The sequence below is a fragment of the Candidatus Acidiferrales bacterium genome, from assembly GCA_035515795.1.
In the GTDB taxonomy this organism is placed as follows: Bacteria; Bacteroidota; Ignavibacteria; order Kryptoniales; family JAKASW01; genus JAKASW01.
In genome coordinates, this window is the sequence record DATJAY010000039.1 from 98,880 (window position 1) to 120,077 (window position 21,198).

General features: G+C 48.1%; 22 protein-coding genes. 18 read left to right on the forward strand and 4 right to left on the reverse strand.

The genetic code is table 11. The features are described 5' to 3' along the window. Positions 1-301 precede the first annotated feature (301 nt). The 18 genes from VLX91_16420 to VLX91_16505 all read left to right on the forward strand — a co-directional run bounded on the left by VLX91_16420 (position 302) and on the right by VLX91_16505 (position 18,094). Positions 302-868 (forward strand): hypothetical protein, encoded by a 567-nt coding sequence (locus VLX91_16420; GenBank protein ID HUI31795.1) that lies wholly within the window; start codon positions 302-304, stop codon positions 866-868. A gap of 36 nt (positions 869-904) precedes the next feature. Further along, a complete protein-coding gene (locus VLX91_16425; GenBank protein ID HUI31796.1) occupies positions 905-3,304 on the forward strand; it encodes a GMC family oxidoreductase in 2,400 nt (799 codons plus the stop codon). Positions 3,305-3,400: 96 nt separating this feature from the next. Beyond that, positions 3,401-3,652 (forward strand): hypothetical protein, encoded by a 252-nt coding sequence (locus tag VLX91_16430; protein HUI31797.1) that lies wholly within the window; start codon positions 3,401-3,403, stop codon positions 3,650-3,652. Between the two features lie 160 nt (positions 3,653-3,812). Then, positions 3,813-5,039: a hypothetical protein gene (locus VLX91_16435; protein HUI31798.1), complete on the forward strand. Its 1,227-nt coding sequence runs from the start codon at positions 3,813-3,815 to the stop codon at positions 5,037-5,039. A 491-nt stretch (positions 5,040-5,530) separates the two neighbouring features. Next, positions 5,531-5,803 (forward strand): hypothetical protein, encoded by a 273-nt coding sequence (locus VLX91_16440; GenBank protein HUI31799.1) that lies wholly within the window; start codon positions 5,531-5,533, stop codon positions 5,801-5,803. Positions 5,804-5,805: 2 nt separating this feature from the next. Then, positions 5,806-6,165 carry a hypothetical protein gene (locus tag VLX91_16445; GenBank protein ID HUI31800.1) on the forward strand — a complete coding sequence of 120 codons (360 nt, stop codon included), beginning with the start codon at positions 5,806-5,808 and terminating at the stop codon, positions 6,163-6,165. A 586-nt stretch (positions 6,166-6,751) separates the two neighbouring features. After that, the gene (locus VLX91_16450; protein HUI31801.1) at positions 6,752-7,432 is read left to right on the forward strand and encodes a hypothetical protein; all 681 of its coding nucleotides are present in this window, start codon (positions 6,752-6,754) and stop codon (positions 7,430-7,432) included. Then, positions 7,429-8,016 carry a hypothetical protein gene (locus VLX91_16455; protein ID HUI31802.1) on the forward strand — a complete coding sequence of 196 codons (588 nt, stop codon included), beginning with the start codon at positions 7,429-7,431 and terminating at the stop codon, positions 8,014-8,016. The genes VLX91_16450 and VLX91_16455 overlap by 4 nt, the downstream gene beginning before the upstream one ends. A gap of 239 nt (positions 8,017-8,255) precedes the next feature. After that, positions 8,256-11,681 (forward strand): PQQ-binding-like beta-propeller repeat protein, encoded by a 3,426-nt coding sequence (locus tag VLX91_16460; GenBank protein HUI31803.1) that lies wholly within the window; start codon positions 8,256-8,258, stop codon positions 11,679-11,681. 188 nt (positions 11,682-11,869) lie between these two features. After that, positions 11,870-12,286 (forward strand): hypothetical protein, encoded by a 417-nt coding sequence (locus tag VLX91_16465; GenBank protein HUI31804.1) that lies wholly within the window; start codon positions 11,870-11,872, stop codon positions 12,284-12,286. Between the two features lie 482 nt (positions 12,287-12,768). Beyond that, on the forward strand, positions 12,769-13,524 hold the full coding sequence (locus tag VLX91_16470) for a hypothetical protein (protein HUI31805.1): 756 nt from the start codon (positions 12,769-12,771) through the stop codon (positions 13,522-13,524). Between the two features lie 103 nt (positions 13,525-13,627). Further along, positions 13,628-14,221: a hypothetical protein gene (locus tag VLX91_16475; protein ID HUI31806.1), complete on the forward strand. Its 594-nt coding sequence runs from the start codon at positions 13,628-13,630 to the stop codon at positions 14,219-14,221. 57 nt (positions 14,222-14,278) lie between these two features. After that, complete coding sequence (locus tag VLX91_16480; protein HUI31807.1) at positions 14,279-14,401, forward strand: hypothetical protein; 123 nt, start codon at positions 14,279-14,281, stop codon at positions 14,399-14,401. A 69-nt stretch (positions 14,402-14,470) separates the two neighbouring features. After that, the gene (locus VLX91_16485; protein ID HUI31808.1) at positions 14,471-15,097 is read left to right on the forward strand and encodes a hypothetical protein; all 627 of its coding nucleotides are present in this window, start codon (positions 14,471-14,473) and stop codon (positions 15,095-15,097) included. A 45-nt stretch (positions 15,098-15,142) separates the two neighbouring features. Next, positions 15,143-15,871, forward strand: coding sequence for a hypothetical protein (locus VLX91_16490; protein HUI31809.1), 729 nt, complete (start codon positions 15,143-15,145; stop codon positions 15,869-15,871). A gap of 65 nt (positions 15,872-15,936) precedes the next feature. Then, entirely contained in the window at positions 15,937-16,386 is a 450-nt protein-coding gene (locus VLX91_16495; protein HUI31810.1) for an SgcJ/EcaC family oxidoreductase, read from the forward strand. Between the two features lie 174 nt (positions 16,387-16,560). Continuing rightward, on the forward strand, positions 16,561-17,001 hold the full coding sequence (locus VLX91_16500; GenBank protein ID HUI31811.1) for a hypothetical protein: 441 nt from the start codon (positions 16,561-16,563) through the stop codon (positions 16,999-17,001). 151 nt (positions 17,002-17,152) lie between these two features. Further along, complete coding sequence (locus VLX91_16505; GenBank protein ID HUI31812.1) at positions 17,153-18,094, forward strand: CPBP family intramembrane glutamic endopeptidase; 942 nt, start codon at positions 17,153-17,155, stop codon at positions 18,092-18,094. A gap of 80 nt (positions 18,095-18,174) precedes the next feature. Here VLX91_16505 and VLX91_16510 read toward each other — a convergent pair whose 3' ends face one another. The 4 genes from VLX91_16510 to argC are packed head-to-tail and all read right to left on the reverse strand — an operon-like array spanning position 18,175 to position 21,110. Further along, a complete protein-coding gene (locus tag VLX91_16510; GenBank protein ID HUI31813.1) occupies positions 18,175-18,681 on the reverse strand; it encodes a hypothetical protein in 507 nt (168 codons plus the stop codon). Beyond that, complete coding sequence (locus VLX91_16515; protein HUI31814.1) at positions 18,671-19,297, reverse strand: DUF2085 domain-containing protein; 627 nt, start codon at positions 19,295-19,297, stop codon at positions 18,671-18,673. Before VLX91_16515 ends, VLX91_16510 begins: the two co-directional genes overlap by 11 nt. Next, a complete protein-coding gene (argB, locus tag VLX91_16520) occupies positions 19,294-20,061 on the reverse strand; it encodes an acetylglutamate kinase (GenBank protein HUI31815.1) in 768 nt (255 codons plus the stop codon). The genes VLX91_16515 and argB overlap by 4 nt, the downstream gene beginning before the upstream one ends. Next, on the reverse strand, positions 20,058-21,110 hold the full coding sequence (argC, locus tag VLX91_16525) for an N-acetyl-gamma-glutamyl-phosphate reductase (protein HUI31816.1): 1,053 nt from the start codon (positions 21,108-21,110) through the stop codon (positions 20,058-20,060). Before argC ends, argB begins: the two co-directional genes overlap by 4 nt. Positions 21,111-21,198: the final 88 nt, after the last annotated feature.

The following is a 21,198-nucleotide window of genomic DNA, read 5'->3' on the forward strand; positions in this document are numbered from 1 at the left end:
GTAGTGATAAATTTCACGCCATGGTGGAATGGTCAATTCATTTCCGATCCAGGAATAGAAGAATGTTGAGTGCAGCGGCATCAATAGACATGTAGTGAAAATAGGAGAGCGTCGCGACGAGTCACATTTCAGGGTCAGGTTTCTCTATGGTGTCTTCCTTCCGAGAGGAGTCACTTACACAGTTGGATTCTGAGTGCATCCGGCAATCACATCTTAAATAATGCAACCACTTCAAAAAGTGATATCGAAATTTAATTTTACATCGTTCAGATAATTTCACAATCAACAAAAGGAGGAGACGGTGTCTTCAAAAATCTGGACCTACGATAGCCTGGCGCAGGCAACTCCGGCGGAGCTCGAAAATATTCTTATAACAGGACAGCCGCCGGATCTGGAAGAACTGAACGGCTATATTTATTGCGGCTGGAACCACGAATGGATCGGCAACCTTTCTGGAAAAAAATTCAAGAAGGGTTTCATGAAGAAAGACGGACAGAACCTCGGGTATAACGAGATAGTGATACAGGATGGTACAGGATACACCGGTCCCTGGAACCAGCACATCGGCGCGGACGGCAAGCCCGAACAGCTCGGCTACTTCCGCACTTCTTATGTGAAGAACGAGCCGCCGGCAAAACTGAACCAGCGGTATATGAACCTCGGGTATTTTGATTACGACATCCCGCACATGCACAAATGGTACTTCAGTTTCTTCAAGGTGATAAGGGACTTCGTCGTAACACCCAACCCGGGGGACAACACTCTGCTCCTGTGCAAAGCGTACCTCCGCGTCTTTCCATTCCTGAACATATTCTATTGCTACTTCCAGCTCGGAAACAGGGAGAAAATAAAGTACCTGCCATGGTAGGCAGAAATCATCCAACATTTTGGAAGGAAAGTTGAAATGCTGACTATACAAGAGAAGAGGTTGATATCGTACCTCAAGACGCTGCTGGTGATTTATTTGCTCGCGCTCGTGTTCATTACGATGAGCGTTCCGGGAAAATTCGACATCAACGTGCCGGAGGCCATCCTAATATTAACGGGATTTGCAGTTCTCACCCTGGTCGATGCTCTGATGTGCTGGTACGCAATCGCGGACATACGACGCTACATTTTTCTCGTCAGGATTAACATCTGGGAGTCTATTATTCTTTCAGTCATTGGAATCTGCAATCTTATCTGGCACGCGGCGGAGGGACAGATTTACCTTTGGGCGGTCGCTCCGTCATTTTCCACGGTCATGTGGTCAATAACCGTCTTCAGCGTGTTGAACGCCGTCATCGGATCCCTCTTCCTTTCTTCGTCGCAAAAGGCAAGATATAATCTGAAATATTTTTCTCCTCTTCAGTTCAGAACGCTCGCTGCACTCGCAGAAGTTGTCATTTACGGCGAGCACGAGGTGATCTCGAGCGAGGACGTGGCGCATAATGTGGATTCTTATTTCAGCAGCTTCGAGGCGAAATCGAAGTGGACGATGGCGCTGGTGATCAGCGGACTATATTTCTACCCGATCCTGTCGCTTCTCCCGCCGCTTCCTTATATCGCTCCGGGAAGCAGACACGAGTTTTTGAAAAAACGATTTTACTGGGACGTCGAAAAGCGCTTGATACCTGGATGGTGGAGAACGCTTGCGCAGGGAATGATCAGGATCGCGAAACAAATGTGTTATATCGGATACTATAATGACAAACGGACATTCGCCTCCGTAGGTTACGTGCCGTTCTCGGAACGTAAGGACCATGACGAGAGGGTGAGCAAGTCGCCGAGACAGCCCGATCCGCCTTTGTATGTGAAAACCGAGAAGGATTTTCAGAAAGATTCCATAAGCGGCGACGTTGTCATCATCGGCTCCGGTGCAGGCGCTTCGATCCTCGCGAAAGGTGTCGTTGAAAGCGGCAGGAAAGTGGTTATGATAGAAAGGGGGAACCACGAACGGCCCGAGACATTTACCGAAAACGAGATGGACATGGTCTCGCGACTCTTCCAGGACGGCGCGATCCAGGCCGCGAGAGACTTCAGGTTCACAGTGTTCCAGGGAAGCTGCGTCGGCGGTTCGACGGTCGTCAATAACGCCGTGTGTTTCAAGATTCCGGAGCCGGTACTTGACAGATGGGTCGACCCGAAAGGGCTGAACACCGGCCTTGACAAACAAGGCGTCATGGATTCTATGGACACCGCCTGGAAAATAATCCATGCAAACCACATGGATGAAGACAAGGTGAGACTCAATCCCGGCGGTTACTTGTTCAAAAAAGGATGCATGAAACTTGGATACAATCTCGCACCGGACGTCACCGATTCCGTCAACGCGAATATTTCGGGATGCTACGGGTGCGGCTACTGCAATATCGGCTGTAATTATAATAAGAAACTCTCGATGCTCGTCACCGTTCTTCCCGATATACAGAAGAAATTCGGGAAAGAGAGCCTGGAGATCATAGCGGGCTGTGAAGCGATCAAATTGCAGAGAAGCGGGAACAAAATCTCCTACGTGGAGGGTCAGTTTAATGACGGGAGAAAATTGAAAGTCTACGGGAAAACCTTCGTCGTCGCGGCGGGAGCAATCTCCTCGAGCATCCTCCTCCTGAAATCGAAACTCGGAATAAAGAACGCAGGGATGAGACTGGCGTTCAATACCGGCTCCCAGCTAACTGCTGCGTTTCCGACCAAAATAGATTCTTACGACGGCCTGCAGATTTCTCATTACATGAAGATACTTCCCGATACGGGCTTTATCATGGAATCATGGTACAACCCGCCGATGTTCCAGTCGACTGCGATGCCCGGATGGTTCGAGGATCATTACAACAACATGAGACGATACGACAAGCTCGCATGCGTCGGTGTGCTGGTCGGGTCCGAATCGAACGCACGCGCGCGAGTTGCCGGACTTACGCACAGGGAGATCGATTACACACCGACTCCCGGCGATTTCCAGAAACTGTTGAAGGGACTCGAAGTGGCAGGCGACATCATGTTTGCTGCCGGCGCAGACTCAGTGATGCCGAATACTTTCAAGTACTACGAGTTCAAATCGACAAAAGAATCCAACAAGATGCACGAGTACATCAAAGACCCGACTGAGATCACTCTGGGCACGGGCCATCCGCAAGGCGGGAACGTCATTGCGAGCAGTGCCGAGACCGGAGTTGTGAATGCAGAGTTCAAGGTGTTCGGATACGATAACCTGTTCATAGCCGACGCGAGCGTATTTCCGACGAGCCTCGGCGTTAATCCACAGTTGACCGTGATGGGATTGGCGAACTATGCAGTGCAGTTCGTGAAAGAAAACAGGGGATAGAGCCCGCGCATTGCGGAAAGGCTTCCGCTTGCCGGGAAAAATGGCCCGCTGATTGCGCCGAGTCCTCCGCTGGCTGCGGAAAGTCTCCCGCTGGTTGTGAAAAGTCTCCCGCTGGTAGCGAAAAGTTGGTCGCTGGCTGCGCAGAATTGTCCGCTGGTCGGGAAAAACGGCCCGCTCGTTGTGCAAAGTTCTCCGCTGGCTGCGAAAAGTAGCTCGCTGACTGCGAAAAGTTGGTCGCTGGTTACGCCGAACTCCCCGCTGGTCGTGCCGAATCAATTGTTGGCTGCGAAAAGGCGTCTGGAGGTTGAGCAAGACTCTCCGCCGGGTCCGGAAAACTCTTTGTCTTGAAGGGAAAAGGCATTATTCGTTGAGAAGGGACATGTTTCGCTTGCGCCGTTGAGGTTGACTAAGCTGCGGCGATAATTTATATTTTCAGCGGAATGAATGTCATGCGGGTTCGCGGCAGGCTAATCAAAGTTAGGCAGCATTCCGATGGGAACAGGATAAAGTGACGATCAATAAGAAGCAGATTGCGGCTGTAATCGTTGTTTTGCTTTTGGCGGGTGTTGTTATGCTGAAGTGGAACACAATCCGATGGGCTTATTATGAAAGCCGACTTCTCCGGGCGAAAAGACGGCTCTTTGCACTCGAACAACAGGGAAAGGCCTACCGGCCTGCGCATGAGATTCTTTACGAGACCGAATGGATTTGTGATGCGACCCATGACTATCGACGCATGGGAGAACGCATAGAGGCATTGGAAGACGTTATGCAGGATACGGCCAATGCACAGGCGACGGATGAGCAATCTGAAATCGACGGCAGCTGGGGAAAGTGGTACACGGAATGGTTTTTCAAGTTAGATGCTTCTTATGACCAGATAATGGACCTTGCCCATCAAGGCCTGGTTCCGAAATATCCAGTGCATTTTCTGGATCGGATCAATTCGCCCGAGAAATTAACCTCGCATCTCAATCATTTGCTGATCTCGGATCTGAAGGCGGAGAGCGTAGACCATCGGCGGGAATTGAACGAGACAATTTCCGATCTGATGCGGCTGATCCTGCGCGATCGACCGAGGAATTACGCTTATGATCCGCGCCTCAAAGCAGCGCTGTTGGATTGGCTGCTCAACACTGCGCGCAATCCGGAAACCGGTTACTGGGGGGCATGGTATCGCACCCCAAACGATGCGAGGATTAAAAAGACCGATGACCTGAGCATCACCTTTCACATCGTCAGTTATCTCAAGGGAAACGTACCTGATTGGCAGAAGATCATTGCGACCACGCTGGCGATAAAAGATAAGAAGTATCCTCTCGGCTGGCTTGAAGGAAGCGGTTACTTGAATCATAACAACATGGATGTGGTTCAGATATTCAGTATGGGATGGAGCCAGGCTACATCGGATCAACGAGAAGCCATGCGAGTCGAAATTCGGAAGATGCTCCGCTGGTGCCTGAGCGAATCGCTGCAGCCGGACGGGTCATTCAAACTTCAGGACAGCGATGACTCGCGAGAAACAAGCGAGAGTTTCGGGGCCTCTTTCCTCGCGCGCCTGGGCTACTTCGACCGGTCGAAGCGATTCTGGACCGATGAGGACTTTCCCGAAGCCGCCAATGTTCGCACAAATATCATTCAGTTCATCCGCGCCCATATTCACTCAGGTGGTGAAGGCGGAGTTTATTACCGCAATGCACTTGAAGAGTTAGGCGCTCCCGCCGACATTAATTAATGTCGGCTTCCAAATAACTCGTCGAATAAGTTTCAAGATAAGAGAAACTGAAGTGGGCACGCAAAGCTTGACTATATGGTGGAGAGGAATTAGATTTTTGGCGAGATGAAATGGCGCGGGACAGGATGATGGCTGGAAGAGTGGAGTCAGTTCGTGATTATATAATCAAATTGGGTAGAATATCGGAAACATTTGACAAACAAATTTGTGAAAGTTCAGAAGATTGGCGTGAAAGGAATCAGTAATGACCCATGTTGGGATAAAGTTGTGCGCGGTGGGCGCGAACTCAGCGGTCGGGTTCGTAATGAGCTTGATCTAGTTATTGTGAGGAGGTACTGAATTATTTGATTACGTTACTAAATATTATTACGTCCATATTTACTATTGGGGCTTCTGGAATTGCTATTTATTTGTTTCTTTTCAAACAAAAACCAATCAAATCAATATTCAGGTTATTGGTTAGTTTTTCCTTTCAAATCACCCAACAAGAATTGAAAGATAAATTAGAACTTCTAAATGACCTGAACGCGAACGACGAAGAGCAGAAGAAGGAAGTAATCAATATTTTCAACGACGTCGAGGGTCAACTACGTGGTAACGGTATCTTACTGCAAAATTGCAAAGAAATATTGAAAAAGATTACTAGACTCAATAATAATACTGATGAATTAAACGAGCCCAAAAAGCGGAGCGTTATCAGCGAGTTGAGGGAGAATCTGCGTAATATTGAAATCAAAAGTTTCGAAGAAATCTATAAGAGGTAAGTATGAACAAAGTAGTTCAAGCTGTGAACTCGATGATTCTCAAATCGGACAGAATTACCCAAATAACGGATGGCATTATGGGTGAGTTATTTTTTCTGTATGATCAAAAATACAAGTGGTCGATACTCAAGAGCGGACTAGAATACTACTTGCATTTTTACAGAACAGATATGCCGATATCAGAATTAGCTCAAATCCAAGATTGGGACAGATTCACAAACATCTTCAGTACTTTCTCAACAAAAGAATTGAAAACTCGAGAGGCAAATGAATCATTTGCGGAATTATATCAGTTGTTAAGAAATAGAAGGCTAGATATGGATAAGGCGCTTGATGATATCATTGGTGATGAAAACGCATAGCTTGCATATGACTTCGCGTCAAGATGTTATTCGCCATTGAAGCAGGTTTACTATCCATACTTCACAAGGGAGGAAAACCGAATGAAAGTAAAAGTCTTGGTGCTTTGTTCTGTTAGTGTTCTTTTCTTTGCTGGTTGTGCTGCCACACGGTATGGGCCTGCGTCTGGGAGCGCCTTTGGCTACAGGGAATCCAAGATTCAGAGAGACGTGTATCTCTTTTAAGGGAAATGGCTATACCTCGCCCAAGCTGGTAATGTTGACTATGCTGCGGCGACAGACTATATTTTCAGCAGAATGAAACGCGTCGTGTGGTATACAAGGGGACTGAATGCAATTCGATATACTCCAGAATGATGCCAGAATAACGGAGCTTTTGTTCGTTACTCGGGCAGCCGCCGCCCAAGAAATGCAATGCGTTATTGGAATAGTTATGCGCAACGCAACCGCCAGTTGATATCGAGAAAAGATGCACTACATAAAAATCAGAAATCAGGGATCTGGGAACTGCAACATCTGTGGAAAGGCAGCACCCCTAACCTGGGATCACATCCCGCCGCGAGGGGGTATCGACCTTACCCCTGTCGAGATGCGCAGTATCTTCCAACTCCTCACGGGTGCAACAGAGGGGTACAAGTTCGTCGAATCTCAAAATGGAGCTAAGTACCGCACCATTTGTAAGCAGTGCAATGAGATCATGGGATCGAAGTACGATACTGTTATCAATTCGTTCGCAATCAGCGTTGGGAAATATCTTAGGACGGCACTGACCCTGCCACCTGTTCTAAACCACCCCACGAGGCCAGGCGCACTCATAAGAGGAATTCTTGGCCACCTCATCGCGGTAAAAGTTCAACACGACCAAGTTGCCTTCGACAAGAATGTTGCACCGGCCGTGCTTGACGAATCGAGCCCGCTGCCCGACGATGTCTTTGTTTATTACTGGCTCTATCCTTACGAAACTTCCATCGTCATCCGCGATTTATTCATCTCCTACGTGCCACTGGGCGTCAAAGGGTTTTTCCTTTGTCATCTACTAAAATACTTCCCGGTCGCTTACCTTGTCACGGACAAACCATTCTTTCGATCTCTGCCCGAATTAACGAATTACCGTGCCCTTTCACCGCGCGATGAGGTGGCGATTCCAATATACTTAAAGTCAGTCATGCCACTAAACTGGCCTGAGACCACGGACGACTGCCATGTTCTTCTTGGTGGAGAAAGTCTGCAGAACTCGGTCTTTGCCGTTCCCAAACGAGGTAAGCGATGAGGAACATACTGAAAGCGGTTGCGCAGCGCCTAACACGCCAGACAAAGACGCTCGTCATTTGGATATATCGTTCTCGCTTCATGGCACGCACATCATATGAAGAAGGAGCGCGCCACGACTTTGTCCCGCAGAACGTTATGCGCAAACGGGCGCGTGGAAATACTTCAACCCTATTTAATATGGCCAAGGGATTGAGTACCATCAAGTTGCTGAGTCTTGCCGTGCTATTGTCGCTTGCGAGCTTCCATTGTACAAGCAATCGTAGGTTGATCGTGATGGTTCGCCCGCATTCCGCTGACACACTGACGATGCTCACGTTAGGCGGTATTTCGCACGATTACGTTTACATTATTCCAGGTCATTGGAGAACACTGGACGTACCTAAAGACAACTTCCTACACGTAAGGGATCCATTTGCGATCCTCGCCGATTCGACATGGAAGCTTGTTCAATGTCCAATCGATAGCATCATGGTGGAAAACACATTAGTCAACCCTAGATGGCTTAGCATCCTAAGCGTTAATAATTGGGATCGGGACTCAATTCGCAAGAGTCCGTCTCTCGTATACTCGTATAATTTTTGAAGAATGATTCAGCATTTGAAAACCTGCGCACTCTCAACACGCATCGTAATTTATGGGCGCCCGTCAGCGCATAACATGTCCCCAAAAGACGCTCATTTATTATATACCATGGAGTTCGCTTCATGCTCTTGCCCGCAAGATAGATGCTACGCAATTATTTTTGGCGGGCAAGAGCACGACTCCTTTGCCGCGGACGTTAGCTGCAATTGCCCGATTGGGCTTAACCAACGGAGAAACAAATGAGACATACTCTACGAATCATTTTATTAACGACTTTAGCGTTTTTCACTTGGATTACGCCATTGCCTGCTCAGTGGATCCGCACTGCCGGGCCACTGTCCACATCGATATACTGTGTGGCTTTAAGCGGTGCAAATATTTTTGCAGGAACGTTTGGGCAAGGAATGTTCCTATCCTCCGACAACGGAAATACCTGGACTGCAGTCAATAACGGGTTAACCTGCAACTACGTCGGGGCGGTAATTTCAAACGGGACAAATATTATTGCCGGGACTGCTGGCGCCGCTAATAATGGGATATTTCTTTCCACCAATAATGGTACAAGCTGGACGTCTTACAGTACCGGTATGATGGAGGTCGGGGCACTTATTGCGATCAATGACACCATGGTACTCGCAAGCGTTGGGAGCGCTGTCTACCGATCGACCAACAACGGCAGCTCATGGAGCAAAATTGATTCAAACCTCGACGACATCGATGCCTTCGCATTAAGCGGATCAAACATTTTTGCCGGGACGAGAGGGAGTAAAGTCATTCGTTCGACCGACAATGGATCAACATGGGGAGATGCCAGCTCCGGTCTTCCCGGTTTCGGACAGCTCTCGAGTGTCGCTGTGTGCGGCACGGACATTCTTGCCGGGGTTTACACCGAAGGAGTTTATCGCTCGACAGACAATGGGGGAAGCTGGACATCTGCGAGCACCGGATTGACAAATCTTGATATGCGCGCACTTCAGGTTGTGGGATCGAGCATTTTCGCGGCAACTGAAGGAGGAGTATTTCTTTCTACCGACAATGGTACGAGCTGGAGCGCGGTCAGAAGCGGACTAACAGATACTCTCGTATATTCATTGGCTTCAAACGGAACAAACCTCTTTGCTGGAACATTCGGCCCGGTATACCGACTTCCTCTCTCTTACTTCTCTCCACTGTCAGCTCCCGTGCTGAGTTTCCCGGCCGACGGTTCGGTAAATCAAGCCCTTGCTCCCGTTTTGAGATGGGCAGAAGATACCGCCGCGTTCAGTTATCACATACAACTGGCGCAGGATTCGACATTCGCTACGATTGTCTATGATGATTCTACTATCAAGGCGGATTCTGTTCATGTTGGCATTCTTTCCAAAAATACATCCTATTTTTGGAGGCTGAAGAGTCTCAATCTCGCCGGTTCCAGTGATTGGTCGGTGTCCCGCCGTTTCACGACGCATGATGTTTTACCCGTGGGACTTGTGTCACCGGCGAACAACTCGATCAATCAACCGCTAAGCCTTACTCTATCATGGTCGACGCCCGCTTATTTCTCCACATATCGTCTTCAGGTGGCAATGGATTCGAGTTTTTCATCACCCGTGTTTGATGACTCAACTATCACTGGGGCCGCGAAACAACTGGGTCTTGTCGCAAGCGACACAGATTACTTCTGGCGGGTAATGGTTATTGATTCGGGGAGCAGAAGTCCATGGTCTCCCACCTGGCGATTCAAGACGTTGATTCTTGCTCCTTCAATTGTAAACATATCTCCGGGGGATAACGAGATAACACTGAGCTGGAGTGCGAGCTCAAGTCCAGGAGTGATCAAGTATAAACTCTACCGTGGCACTTCCTCTCCTGCATCGACGCTCGTTGACAGCACGATTGCGACCAGCTACGTTGATTCCGGGCTTACCAATGGCACAAGATATTTCTACCGAATCACGTCTGAAAACAGCCATTATGTTGAGGGACCTCCGAGTTCAGAAGTCAATAGCATTCCATTCAATCAACCTCCACATGCCGCCAGGCTCAGCAATGTCCTCTTGTTGAGCTCGGGGCGCAGTGCTTTTGCTCATCTCACATTTTCGAGTCAAGGAAGTGTAGATTCTGATGGAACAATCGATTCCACTTTATGGTTCGTGAATAATCAACGAACTGCTACGGGGCCCTCGCTTGCTTACGATTTTGGTCCCGGAACAACCAGGGTTACATTGGTAGTGATCGACAACCAGAATGCGATGGATTCGTCTGTAGCATTTGTAAACAGGGCAGCCTATGTAAGAACGTTGGGCGGACAAGTCACATCAGGTCTGAGTATGGTGGGTGGTAATGTGTTATATGCAAGCGCATCAGGTGATGCCGTCTACCGTTTAGATAGCAACGAAAATGTTGTGTACAAGCTGCAAGTCGCCGGAAGTATTGGCTCATCTTGTTCCATTGCGTATGATTCGACCGTTTATATCCCATCCTCGGACAATAACCTCTATGCATTCTCAAAGAACGCCACTTCCGTTTGGTCGGCTTTGCCGTTAGGCGGGAATACATCGGCGACACCCGCTGTTGATTCGACTCTGCAGAGAGTTTATATCGGTGTCTCGAATAATAATTTCATTGGCGTCGATCGATTGACCGGCAACGTTGTGTGGAACTTCTTTACGAGTTCTCCAATTTCTAACTGCGCCGTAATCTCCAGCGACAGGAGACTGGTATTTCCGACAAACGATGGAACGGTCTACGGGGTCGATCTCGAGGCGAGCAATGCACCAACTGCTCCATCATGGATGCTGTCTCTCACGGATCCTTCACCGACCTCTCCTGCAATAGATCAATATGGCTATTTCTATTTTGGAACTGCCGGGGGGAATCTTTATGCTGTGTCAATGAAAAGAGGCGAGCAGGCATCTCAACGCTGGAACCTGCATCTGGGAGGGCATCTTGTTGCAGCGCCCGTGATTGATGCAAACGGAATTCTTTACATCGGATCGACTGATTCTACGCTGTATGCCGTCAACATAACATCGAAGAGTGTAGTTTGGCGGTTCAAAACTGGCGGCTCGATACGATACACGGCTGCTATTTCTCCGGCTGGAACGATTTACTTTGACAACGATGCGGGACAGCTTTATTGCCTGGACAACCTGGGGAATGCGTTATGGTCTTTTGATGATTCCCCAGACAGCCTCCAGGCTATCGGGACGATACTGTACAACGATGGGATGGTCTATGCTGGAGCGGGCGCAAAAAGTATTATCGCCATCTATGATGGCAGCGGAACACAATCAGGCGCCTATAGGGTGTCAAACGCTGGGATACCAATCTGGGGAACATTCCAGGGAAATAATCAAAGAACAGGTCTCCAGACCATTTCGATAATTTCCTCCACATCGAATCCTAAGGATAAACTCCCGACATCGTATGCTCTCTATGCAAATTATCCCAATCCGTTTAATCCTTCGACCATAATTAGCTATGATACTCCAAAACTTACTCATGTCACGCTCATCGTGTACGATGTTCTCGGTCGGCAAGTTGAGTTGTTGGTGAACGGAGAAAAAATGCCTGGCCGATATCAGGCTAGCTTTGATGCTGGCGCATTACCGAGCGGAGTGTATTTTTACAGATTCCAAGCCGGTGCGTACCATGATACCAAGAAGCTTTTGTTGCTCAAATGACCGAAGGGGCATCTGCAACTAACGGCGGCAACAATGTCGTTCACGGATAACATGCCGAATAAAGGAGTTTACTCGGAGCCGCGCCCACTTCATATTATCATGGTTGCCCCGTGCTGCATTGTTTCCGCGGACGTTGTTCACCGTTGAAGCAGGTTTACTATCCATATTTCACAAAGGAGGGAAACTGAATGAAAGTAAAAGTCCTGCTGCTTTGTTCTGTTAGTGTTCTTTTCTTTGCCGGTTGTGCTGCCACACGGTATGGGCCTGCGTCCGGAAGCGCCTTTGGCTACAGGGAATCCAAGATTCAGAGAGACATGTATAATGTCTCTTTTAAGGGAAATGGTTTTACCTCGCCCACTACCGCAATGAACTATTTCCTTTACAGGTGCGCCGAGATCACCGTGCGGGATGGCTATGATTACTTTATCATCGCGGAAGGTGAAAGCAATCCGGAACTTGTGCTGGCAGGGAGGTCCACACTCACGAAACCTCAATATACCGGTACAATCAAGCTGTATAAAGGCGAAAAGCCGGCAGATGATCCGAATGCGTACGACGCGAAAGAGTTGATGGAGAACCTGGAGCCGCAGATTATCCGGCAATAGGATCTGAGCGCCTCGGGCTCCGCTTCGCTCCGCCGCAATTTGCCTTGTGACGATTTTTGCTTACGTAAAAACATGTGCCAGCGCGCTTCACGGGACACAAAACTCGCATAAGCTGCTAAGGTAATAGTGTCTCAGTTTCATCCTGGTTGTCATTCCGGCGAATGCCGGAATCCAGTCATTGACCTGGATGCCAGCTTTTGCTGGCATGACAAGATCTCGCCTATTTGGATGTTCAAATTGAGACACTGCCGCTAATGTTGACTATGCCGTGACGACAGATTATATTTTCAACGGAATGAAATGCGTCGTGTGGTATACAAGGGGACTGAATGCAATTCGATGTACTTCAGATTGATGGCAGAATAACGAACTTTTTGTTCGTTATTTGTCCACCTAAGGTACAAAAAACGCAATGCGGTTTCGAAATAGTTAGTTCCAATGTCATCTAGTAACAAAATCATTTCTAACTAAAGGAGTAATCCATGGAAAAACAAACTACGCTGGACAGACTTGAAGAGAAAATCTTATTTCGCGTCTCCCGCTTCTTCTTTCTGTCGCTCGCTATGATCTCGATGCTGGTATTGCTTATTGGAGCAATATATCTAGCCTGGAGTCTCATACCCGTAAATCGTGCTCCGGATCCGCGCGATGTGATTCTCACTGCGAAAGATGTGAGAGAAAACCTCGAATCCAACGGCAATGCGGGGAACCTTGCTTCAACTGAAAATGCCAATGCTGAAAATTCGAAAACCCCAGATGAACTGAAATTGGATAGTTATATCGATACCCTCAAGCAATTAATGCCTCCGCCCGAATACTCCTGGGATGCAAAAGGATATTATACAAAAGATGCGTTCAGCCAGTACGTCACAACTGATATTGGACTCACTCAAAGATTGAAAGACTTCACCGACCAACTGAGCGACGTTGAAGAATCCAACCAGGCACTGTCGCAACTATGCTCAGTATTGCGAGAGTTCCCACAGGACGGACGGCTGAAACCATTAGAGTCTTTTACAGAACTTTACCTTCAGAAGAGGAACGACCGTTTTGAACTCGTCAAGTCGATTGATTCTCAGTACGAAACGGCATTGGCAGAAAAGGTCGCGGGCAAATCTGAAAGCTTGATCGTCATCGTATCTGCAGTCTCGACCATGGCTTTTTTAGCAATCTTTCTTGTCCTTCTCTCAGTTCAAAGAAGTATTAAGAATTTGTCAGCCCAAAGTCAGTCGAACTGAAGGCGCTTCAGCAAACAGCATAAAACATACGAAGCGCGCGGCGAGGTTGAACGGGAGTACGTCGGCTGAAACTGCGCACGTAACAATCATTGAAAGGAGATAAATGAAATCGATTCCGTTCGTTTTATCAATTAGCTTGATTTTGTTCACTCTTTCATCTTGCAAGAAAAGCAACCCAGCCGGCCCATCGGGGGGCGACCAAATTTGGCCGCTCAAGGTCGGGGACTCCTGGACTTTTACCATTACGCAGTACGACAGCACCGGGAATGTTACGGCGACTTTTCCGTACACTTATTCAGTTACCGGAGATACGGTAGTTGCCGGTGAGACATGGTATCTCGTCTCGAATTGGGGGCCATATCCTTGCACGAACAGAGATGATGGTCTTTGGGAAATGGAAGTTTCGATCTCGGGAATATTCCAGGGACTTCTATTTAAATATCCCGCTAATACCGGAGACGCTTGGTGGAGCGGGGCCGATTCAGTTTATGTCCAGTCGACGAGCGCATCGATAACAGTTCCCAGGGGTACTTATACTTGTTATGAGTATTTATTATTCTATAGATCTAGTCTTGTGGTGGACTATTATTATTGTCCGGGTACCGGGTGGATTGAGAGCGACTGGTACGCGACCACGAGCACAGGCCAATCGTACAAGAGACATCATAGCGAGCTTACTTCTTTCACACTCAAATAGATCATGCTTGCTGTCATATGCTCTGCATCGGATGACAAACTCCTAAAGGCGTCAATCATGACGCTTCCTGATCAGGAACGTATCCCGCTCATTATTATTAGAAAAGGAACATGCGAGATGCCGCAAGGCGGCATCGGGACAGGCTCTTATAAATCGCATCATGGCGCGCACATCATATGAAGGGATTGCTGTTGGGAGCTTCAAGCGAGACGCGCTGGAAAAATCTTTGAAAGGAGAAATGTCAATGCCATGAGACTAATCAAGAGACTATTGCTTGTTGCGCCGTTAACTATTCTGCTTTCAACTTGCAGCAATCCATCGGCGCCGACCACTTCGAGCGAGATTTCCTTATACTTCCCGCTGCACATCGGCGATACCTGGACGTACGATAGGAACATGCCAGGAGAATACGCTTACATCGAAAGGCGCATAATCAGTACTGTTTATGATACCGACGGTTCCTTACTCTATGGCTACAACGAAGATCTGCAGACCTACAATCCCCCTCCGAATCTTCCCATTACGGCTTACTATTCCGTGCACGGTGGTACGGCTTATATTTATTATCCCACGGGGGATAGCTCGGCCGGACACGCCCTGTATTCCAGAGTCCCGCTGCTCAAGGAACCTCTGACGGTGGGAAACAAATGGGCCTTGTCTGAAAATTCTCTGGATAGTTTTTCTATCGTATCATCCGGACAGGTCAATTTCAACGGATTGCCGGTCTATGCGGTCGTAGTCATGGAAAAGAGCCAGCGCGAGATCGACTCTTCATGGTACGCGCAGGGAATCGGCTTTTTGAGGCAACGGGCTATCACAATTCCCGACTCATTGCACTGGAATTATGATTTGGACAGTTATCACCTTGTTCAATAGTGTGGGTTTTTTGGCTCGTTAAGGCGAAAGCTCACCATCCGCCATATGAAGCAACTCGATCGACTCTTCGTCGTTGTTTTGACCGTGTTGATCGTGATCAGTGCAGTCATGACAGACTCTTGCCGAAAAGAGAATGAGAGAAACAAATCTATGAGTGAAACGCAGAAAGCCGCCGGACTTTTTAAGAAGCTGAATATGGCTCCTTCGAATTCCCGGGTCATCACGCTGTCGGAATTTGACAGCCTGGCCAAAGAGTCGGGGTTTACGGACGGGGATGAGGCATTGAAAGAAATAGTGAATGAGAAGCTTATTGATAGTTATAGAATTCAATCAGGAGGAATCAGGTTATCGGCAACCCGTTTGAATTTGGATTACAAAGACGAGAAGTTCTCTTGTCCGGGAATGAAGGGATTTACTTTCGTCTATCCCTTGTTCGAAAATTTCGGCGGGCCATTTACTGCAAAAGGAGAAAAGCCACAGGAATGCACTGTCTTTTTCGTCGATGCAGTTTTGGATCTTCCGCTTTCAGCTCCACAGATGAAAGTAAAACAAGTAGTGCTGGCGTCGACCGCCCATGTCGTCGCTCCAAAGGGCAGCGCGAAAAACTCCCACCAAACGTACTACACCCGGCTCAGCTCTGATGAATACGAGTTCTTCTCGACCAAGGCCGCATTTGTTGTATGTGTCAGTTTAATCAATATCCCGAACAGCGGCGGGTTCGATAGACCCGTGTTCTGGGAAAAAGTTACTGATAGTTTCGAGTTCACATTTTAGATCTCGCAACAATATGGAGTCCAAATCAATGACAGATTCTGAACTCCTTTTTAATCGGAGGACTAATGAGAAAAACGACGAATGTCCAACCACATTCTTCTGAACAAGACGACGTGCAAGAAATTAATAGCTTAACTCACGAATGGGAAACCGCTATCAAAGCCAAAGATATAAACAGGCTTTTGAGCCTCATGACGGACGACGTAGTTTTCCTGGCACCTAAGGCACTGCCCATAAAAGGGAAGAACGGAGTTGAAGAAGTCTATCGAACCATGTTTGCCGGGTTCGACATTGAACAGGAATCAAGATACGAGGAAATTCAGGTGATCGGCAGCTGGGCATTTGCCTGGGGCACCGACTCTCTCACTTTCACTCCAGCTGCTGGAGGCGATTCGGTTAAAATGAAAGGCCACTGTGTGACGATCCTGCAACGGCAGGCAGGCGGAGCCTGGAAGTTTGCCCGCGGGATTAATAACATGTCGCAGGAGAGTTCACCGTCGATGCCGCAGCGGTGAAAGTTGAATATGCGGTGATGACAAAGTATATTTCCCGAGGAAATGAAAGACGTGGTGTGGTGGATAGGGGAATAAAGACAATGCTGCATACTTCGGAGTAATGGGACAAAAAACGCGACGCCGTTTTGTGTCAGTTATGCGTCATGCGGTTCCGGTGAGTCGAAGTAAGGGTCGATGAATTCCAGAGTTCCTGAAGCCATTATTGTGTTGATCATACTATTTGCGGCTTCATTTTGCCGAAGCCAGTCGGGCAACTCCGCTTCGGCTGCCAATGGGGCACATGGCGAGATCAGCATTGTCGCGCTATCAGATTCTGGTGTAGGAATTCGATCTCGAACGTCTGGTTTTGACACTACAGCCGCATTCATAGGCTCAAATAGATCCGATGGTTATCCGTTATGGAGAATCTATCTACCACATTCGGACACATTGCGACTGATCGTGTCGGATATTAACGAAAGTGTGGTTTACGATGCCGAAGTCAGACCGCTTGGCACCGGTTGGTTTGACATCAGAATTTACCCTGAACTCAACCTGCCGAAGGCCGCAGTTTATTTCTTGCAGGCGATCTTCTGTGACTCGACCTTCGAGCGGAAGTTCATTTACTTGAAGTGACTAACTAGACAAGAAAAATGTACGAGACCTCGAAAGTTGCGTCATACGCAGTACCTAATTGTGCGAATCACGACGCTCGATCGTTACATATCGTGGTACGCAGCAACATTAGATTTCAGCCTGATCTCTCTATACTCACAAAGGGATTTCCATGAACGATGACATTACAGTACAGCAAGAACTTCCATCATTACTTCAGCGCATATTTGTCGGTAAGCGGGGCATACGAGCCGGCTGGAGCATCGGCATCTTTGTTGTTCTTCTGGGATTATTCACTGCCGCATTCTTTTTCCCGGCCAAGAATCTTTTCGAAAAGAACAATTTGTCCTTGACGGATGCCATGCCGCTGCAAAGCGGTGCCGGGGAGCTGGCAGCACTTCTGGGTTTGCTGGCTGCATCGGTGGTTATGGCACTTATCGAACGTAAGCCGCTCATCTCTTACGGATTAGAGGGCACTCGTCGCTTCGCAAGATTTTGTTACGGGTTTGTCTTCGGCATAACAGCGCTTTCTGTTTTGGTTGGCGTGATGACACTTTGCGGCTTCCTTTCCTTCGATGGGCAAAACATTTACGGTTGGCAGGCTGTAGAATTCGCACTCGGTTGGGTTATTGTGTTCCTTCTCGTGGGTTTGTATGAAGAATATTTTTTGCGCGGTTATATACAAGCCACATTAACGCGCGGCATTGGATTTTGGTGGAGCGCACTTCTTCTTTCTGCAGCTTTCGGTTGTCTTCACCTTACCAACCCGGGGGAATCTCCGGCCGGAATATTTTCTGCCGCACTTGTCGGTATGGTTTTTTGTATCAGCCTGTGGTATCTCAAAAATCTCTGGTGGGCGATAGGTTTTCATGCCTCGTGGGATTGGGCAGAATCGTATCTCTGGGGAACGCCAGACAGCGGCAGGGTTGTGCAAGGGCATCTCTTTTCAGTGCATTCGCAGGGAAATATTCTCTGGAGCGGAGGGGCTACAGGTCCTGAAGGAAGTTTGATGGTACTTCCTCTGCTCGTTATTATCGCGCTGGTGATGTGGATTGTTTGGGGCAGAGCAAACAAACATGATGCCCGCAGCGATAGTACGGCAGTGTCTAATTAAGCATGAGAATTAGCACGACCTGTTGAATTCCTTTTGATCTTCGTCAGTCAATCGGAAGGAGTCGGGAAGATATGACCCGCCTATTGTCGGTTTGCTCTTCTTTTCTGTATGCATGCACTTGCGAGGAGTGCACCGAAGATTGTGAAGATAGAGTAAACGATCACGATCAAGAAGAAACTTAGTAAGGTGTCAAGTAGTGCCGGCCTCTTGGCTGCAGCGATCGCCTGGCTCAGCTGGTCCATGATGTCGCTCGGTATTTGCACGTTACCGAGCAATCTTTTCATCAGATTCTGCAGCATCCTGAACTTGACATCGGCGATGAACGGACCGATCGTTATATCGAGAACGGTCTCGAATCCTGCGGCGAAAATTCCTGTCCAGAGTCCCAGGTAGAATCCGTCTATGTTCAACATCTGCTGCTCCTGGGGCAGGTCCATTCTGAAAAATACTACAGCCAGCACGCCTCCGAACAAAAGCCCGGCACAGCAAAAGCAGTTGACGAGATTTAATCCCGGTACGAAATTTATTACGGCCAGGATAAGTCCTGCAAACAACGCGGGTCGAAAATAAGTCGAGCTATTTTTCATTGATTAAAAACTCTCTTCTTGCCGAACGGCTTCCTCCGAATGGAGCCGGAGCAGATTTTTTTCTTATGTGGTTTCCTTGGGAAAATTCTCTCATAAGTGATATCCACACAGGGACAAAAAAGAAAGCAGTAGAAACTCCGAGAAGTCCACCGGTGATGGATCTTGACAAGAAGGTGTTTTGGGTAATGCCGAGAAAATTAACGCTGAAATCGGCGGCGAGCGTCGCGATGGGAATTGCAATATAGATTAAACCCGGCATTGAGACGTTGCGGAGTGATCTGAAAAAAGGATAGACTGCTATGCCGAAAGTGAGTCCGTAATAGATCGATGCACATCTCGAACAAACTGCAAGCTTGTATCCGAACAGGTGGAAGCTTCGCGCATCCATCTGATGGCATACCGGCTGGAAAAATTTGTAAATCAAATCTGCAGCGACTCCGAAATGAAGAAGAAATGGCGGCATGGTGAAGAGCAAATCGAAACAAAATGCCAAAGCAAGAAGGAGAAGATAACCGCCGACACTTGTCATTCCTTCACGCTTCTGGCGTGGATCCGTGTCATTAGTCAGCTCAGATTCCGGACGAAAGCCGCTGCGAATGAACTTGTACCTTTTCACGCCACGATCCGTGTCCCGGCGGTTCTTCCGGAAACCAAGTCTGAAGCTCCTTCAGCATTCGTAATAAATGCTTTTCCTGAGCCGTTTCCCAAAGTGAAGAATGCTGCTTCGATCTTTGGAACCATTCCGCCTGCTATCACATTTAGAGCTTTCAGGTTCTGGAATTCTTTCTCGCGCAATTCGGGAATCACCTTGCCGTCTTTCAAGACTCCGGGGACATTCGACAGGAACAATGCCAACTCCGCCTTGATGGATGAAGCGACCGCCGCCGCCGCGTAATCTGCATTTACGTTCAGAGATATGATCGAGTCCTTGTCGGCGCTGATCGGCGAAAGTACGACGGCAAATTTCTGCATTAACTCTTCAATGGCAGAGGCATTGACCGATTCCACTTCTCCTACAAAACCCATGTCTTCTCCGTCGCGTTCCGTCCTCTTTGCAACAAGAATTTTTCCGTCAACGCCGCTCAATCCGATGGCGTTCACTCCGATCTGCTGGAGTGATTTGACGAGTCTCTTGTTAATCAATCCGGAGAGCACCATCTCCACAGCTTCAAGGCTCTGTGAATCCGTATATCTGAATCCTTTGATGAACTTGGTTTCTATATTCAACTTGGCAAGGAGTTTCGTGATTTCCTTTCCACCGCCGTGCACCAGGACCACATTGTGGTGATCGCCCCGGATTTTTGCGACAAGCGTCGACACCTTCTTCAAGAAACCCTGGTCGTCGATTTCATTTCCGCCGATCTTCAGTACGATTTTCAAATGAGACCTTCCGATTCAGTCAATCCGCACATCACATTGAAATTCTGCACTGCCTGGCCGGCCGCTCCTTTGCCGAGGTTATCGATCGAAGAAACGACAATTGCATAGGGGGAATTTTCGACTTTCTTCACAGAAATAACACAGAGATTTGTGTTGATCGTGTGTTGAAACGTCGCTATGGAATTATCCGCCAGCACCCTGATGAAAGTCTCGTCCTCGTAGTTTTTGTTGAAAATGTGGATCAATTCTTCCGTGGGAATATCCTGGCTGAGCTTAACATAGATTGTATTCAACATTCCTCTTGTGATCGGCACAAGGTGCGGCGAAAAAATAATTTTCACATTCGTGTTCGCTGCCTTCTTCAGCTCCTGCTCGATCTCGCCGGTGTGCCTGTGAACGTAGCCGATGTTATAAGGTGAGACGTTCTCGTTTACTTCCGCGAAAAGATAGCGTGCCTCTACTTTTCTTCCCGCGCCTGTGACCCCGGATTTTGCGTCAATAATAATCGGTTCCGATAGATCAGCGAGTTTAGTTTTGAGGAGGGGATAGACGCCGAGAATAGTCGCAGTCGGGTAGCAGCCAGGGTTCGCCACGAATTGAGCCTTATAAATTGCCTCGCGGTTGATTTCGGTCAATCCATAGACAAAATCGTCCAGGAAATCCGGGCTTGTATGTTTTTGACCGTACCATTTCGCGTATTCTTCCGCGTCGTCGAATCTATAATCGGCGCTTAGATCAATTATTTTTACTCTTCGCGACGAATCGACGATTTTTTCCACGACATTCTTTGCGGCGCCGTGCGGAAGCGAAAGAAATACGGCGTCAACTTGCCCGAGGTCTACATCCTCGTTCCTGACTATTTTCGTGTCGTCGGCAGTTGCGAATATCTCGCTCAGCCTTTTCCCGGCGGATGTTTCCGCGGTGACGTATTTTATTTCCGCTTGATTGTGCCGCTTAAGAATCTTGTACAGCTCATAGCCTGCGTATCCCGAAGCTCCGAATATCGCAACTCGGATTCTCACTGCGTTATTTCCGGTTTCACTTTTCATCTAACTCTCTTACCCTCTGTTTCTGTCCATGTGCATTGCCGTTCCTATTCTGTGAATGTGTACAACGGCTCCTTTAATTCTCAAGCCC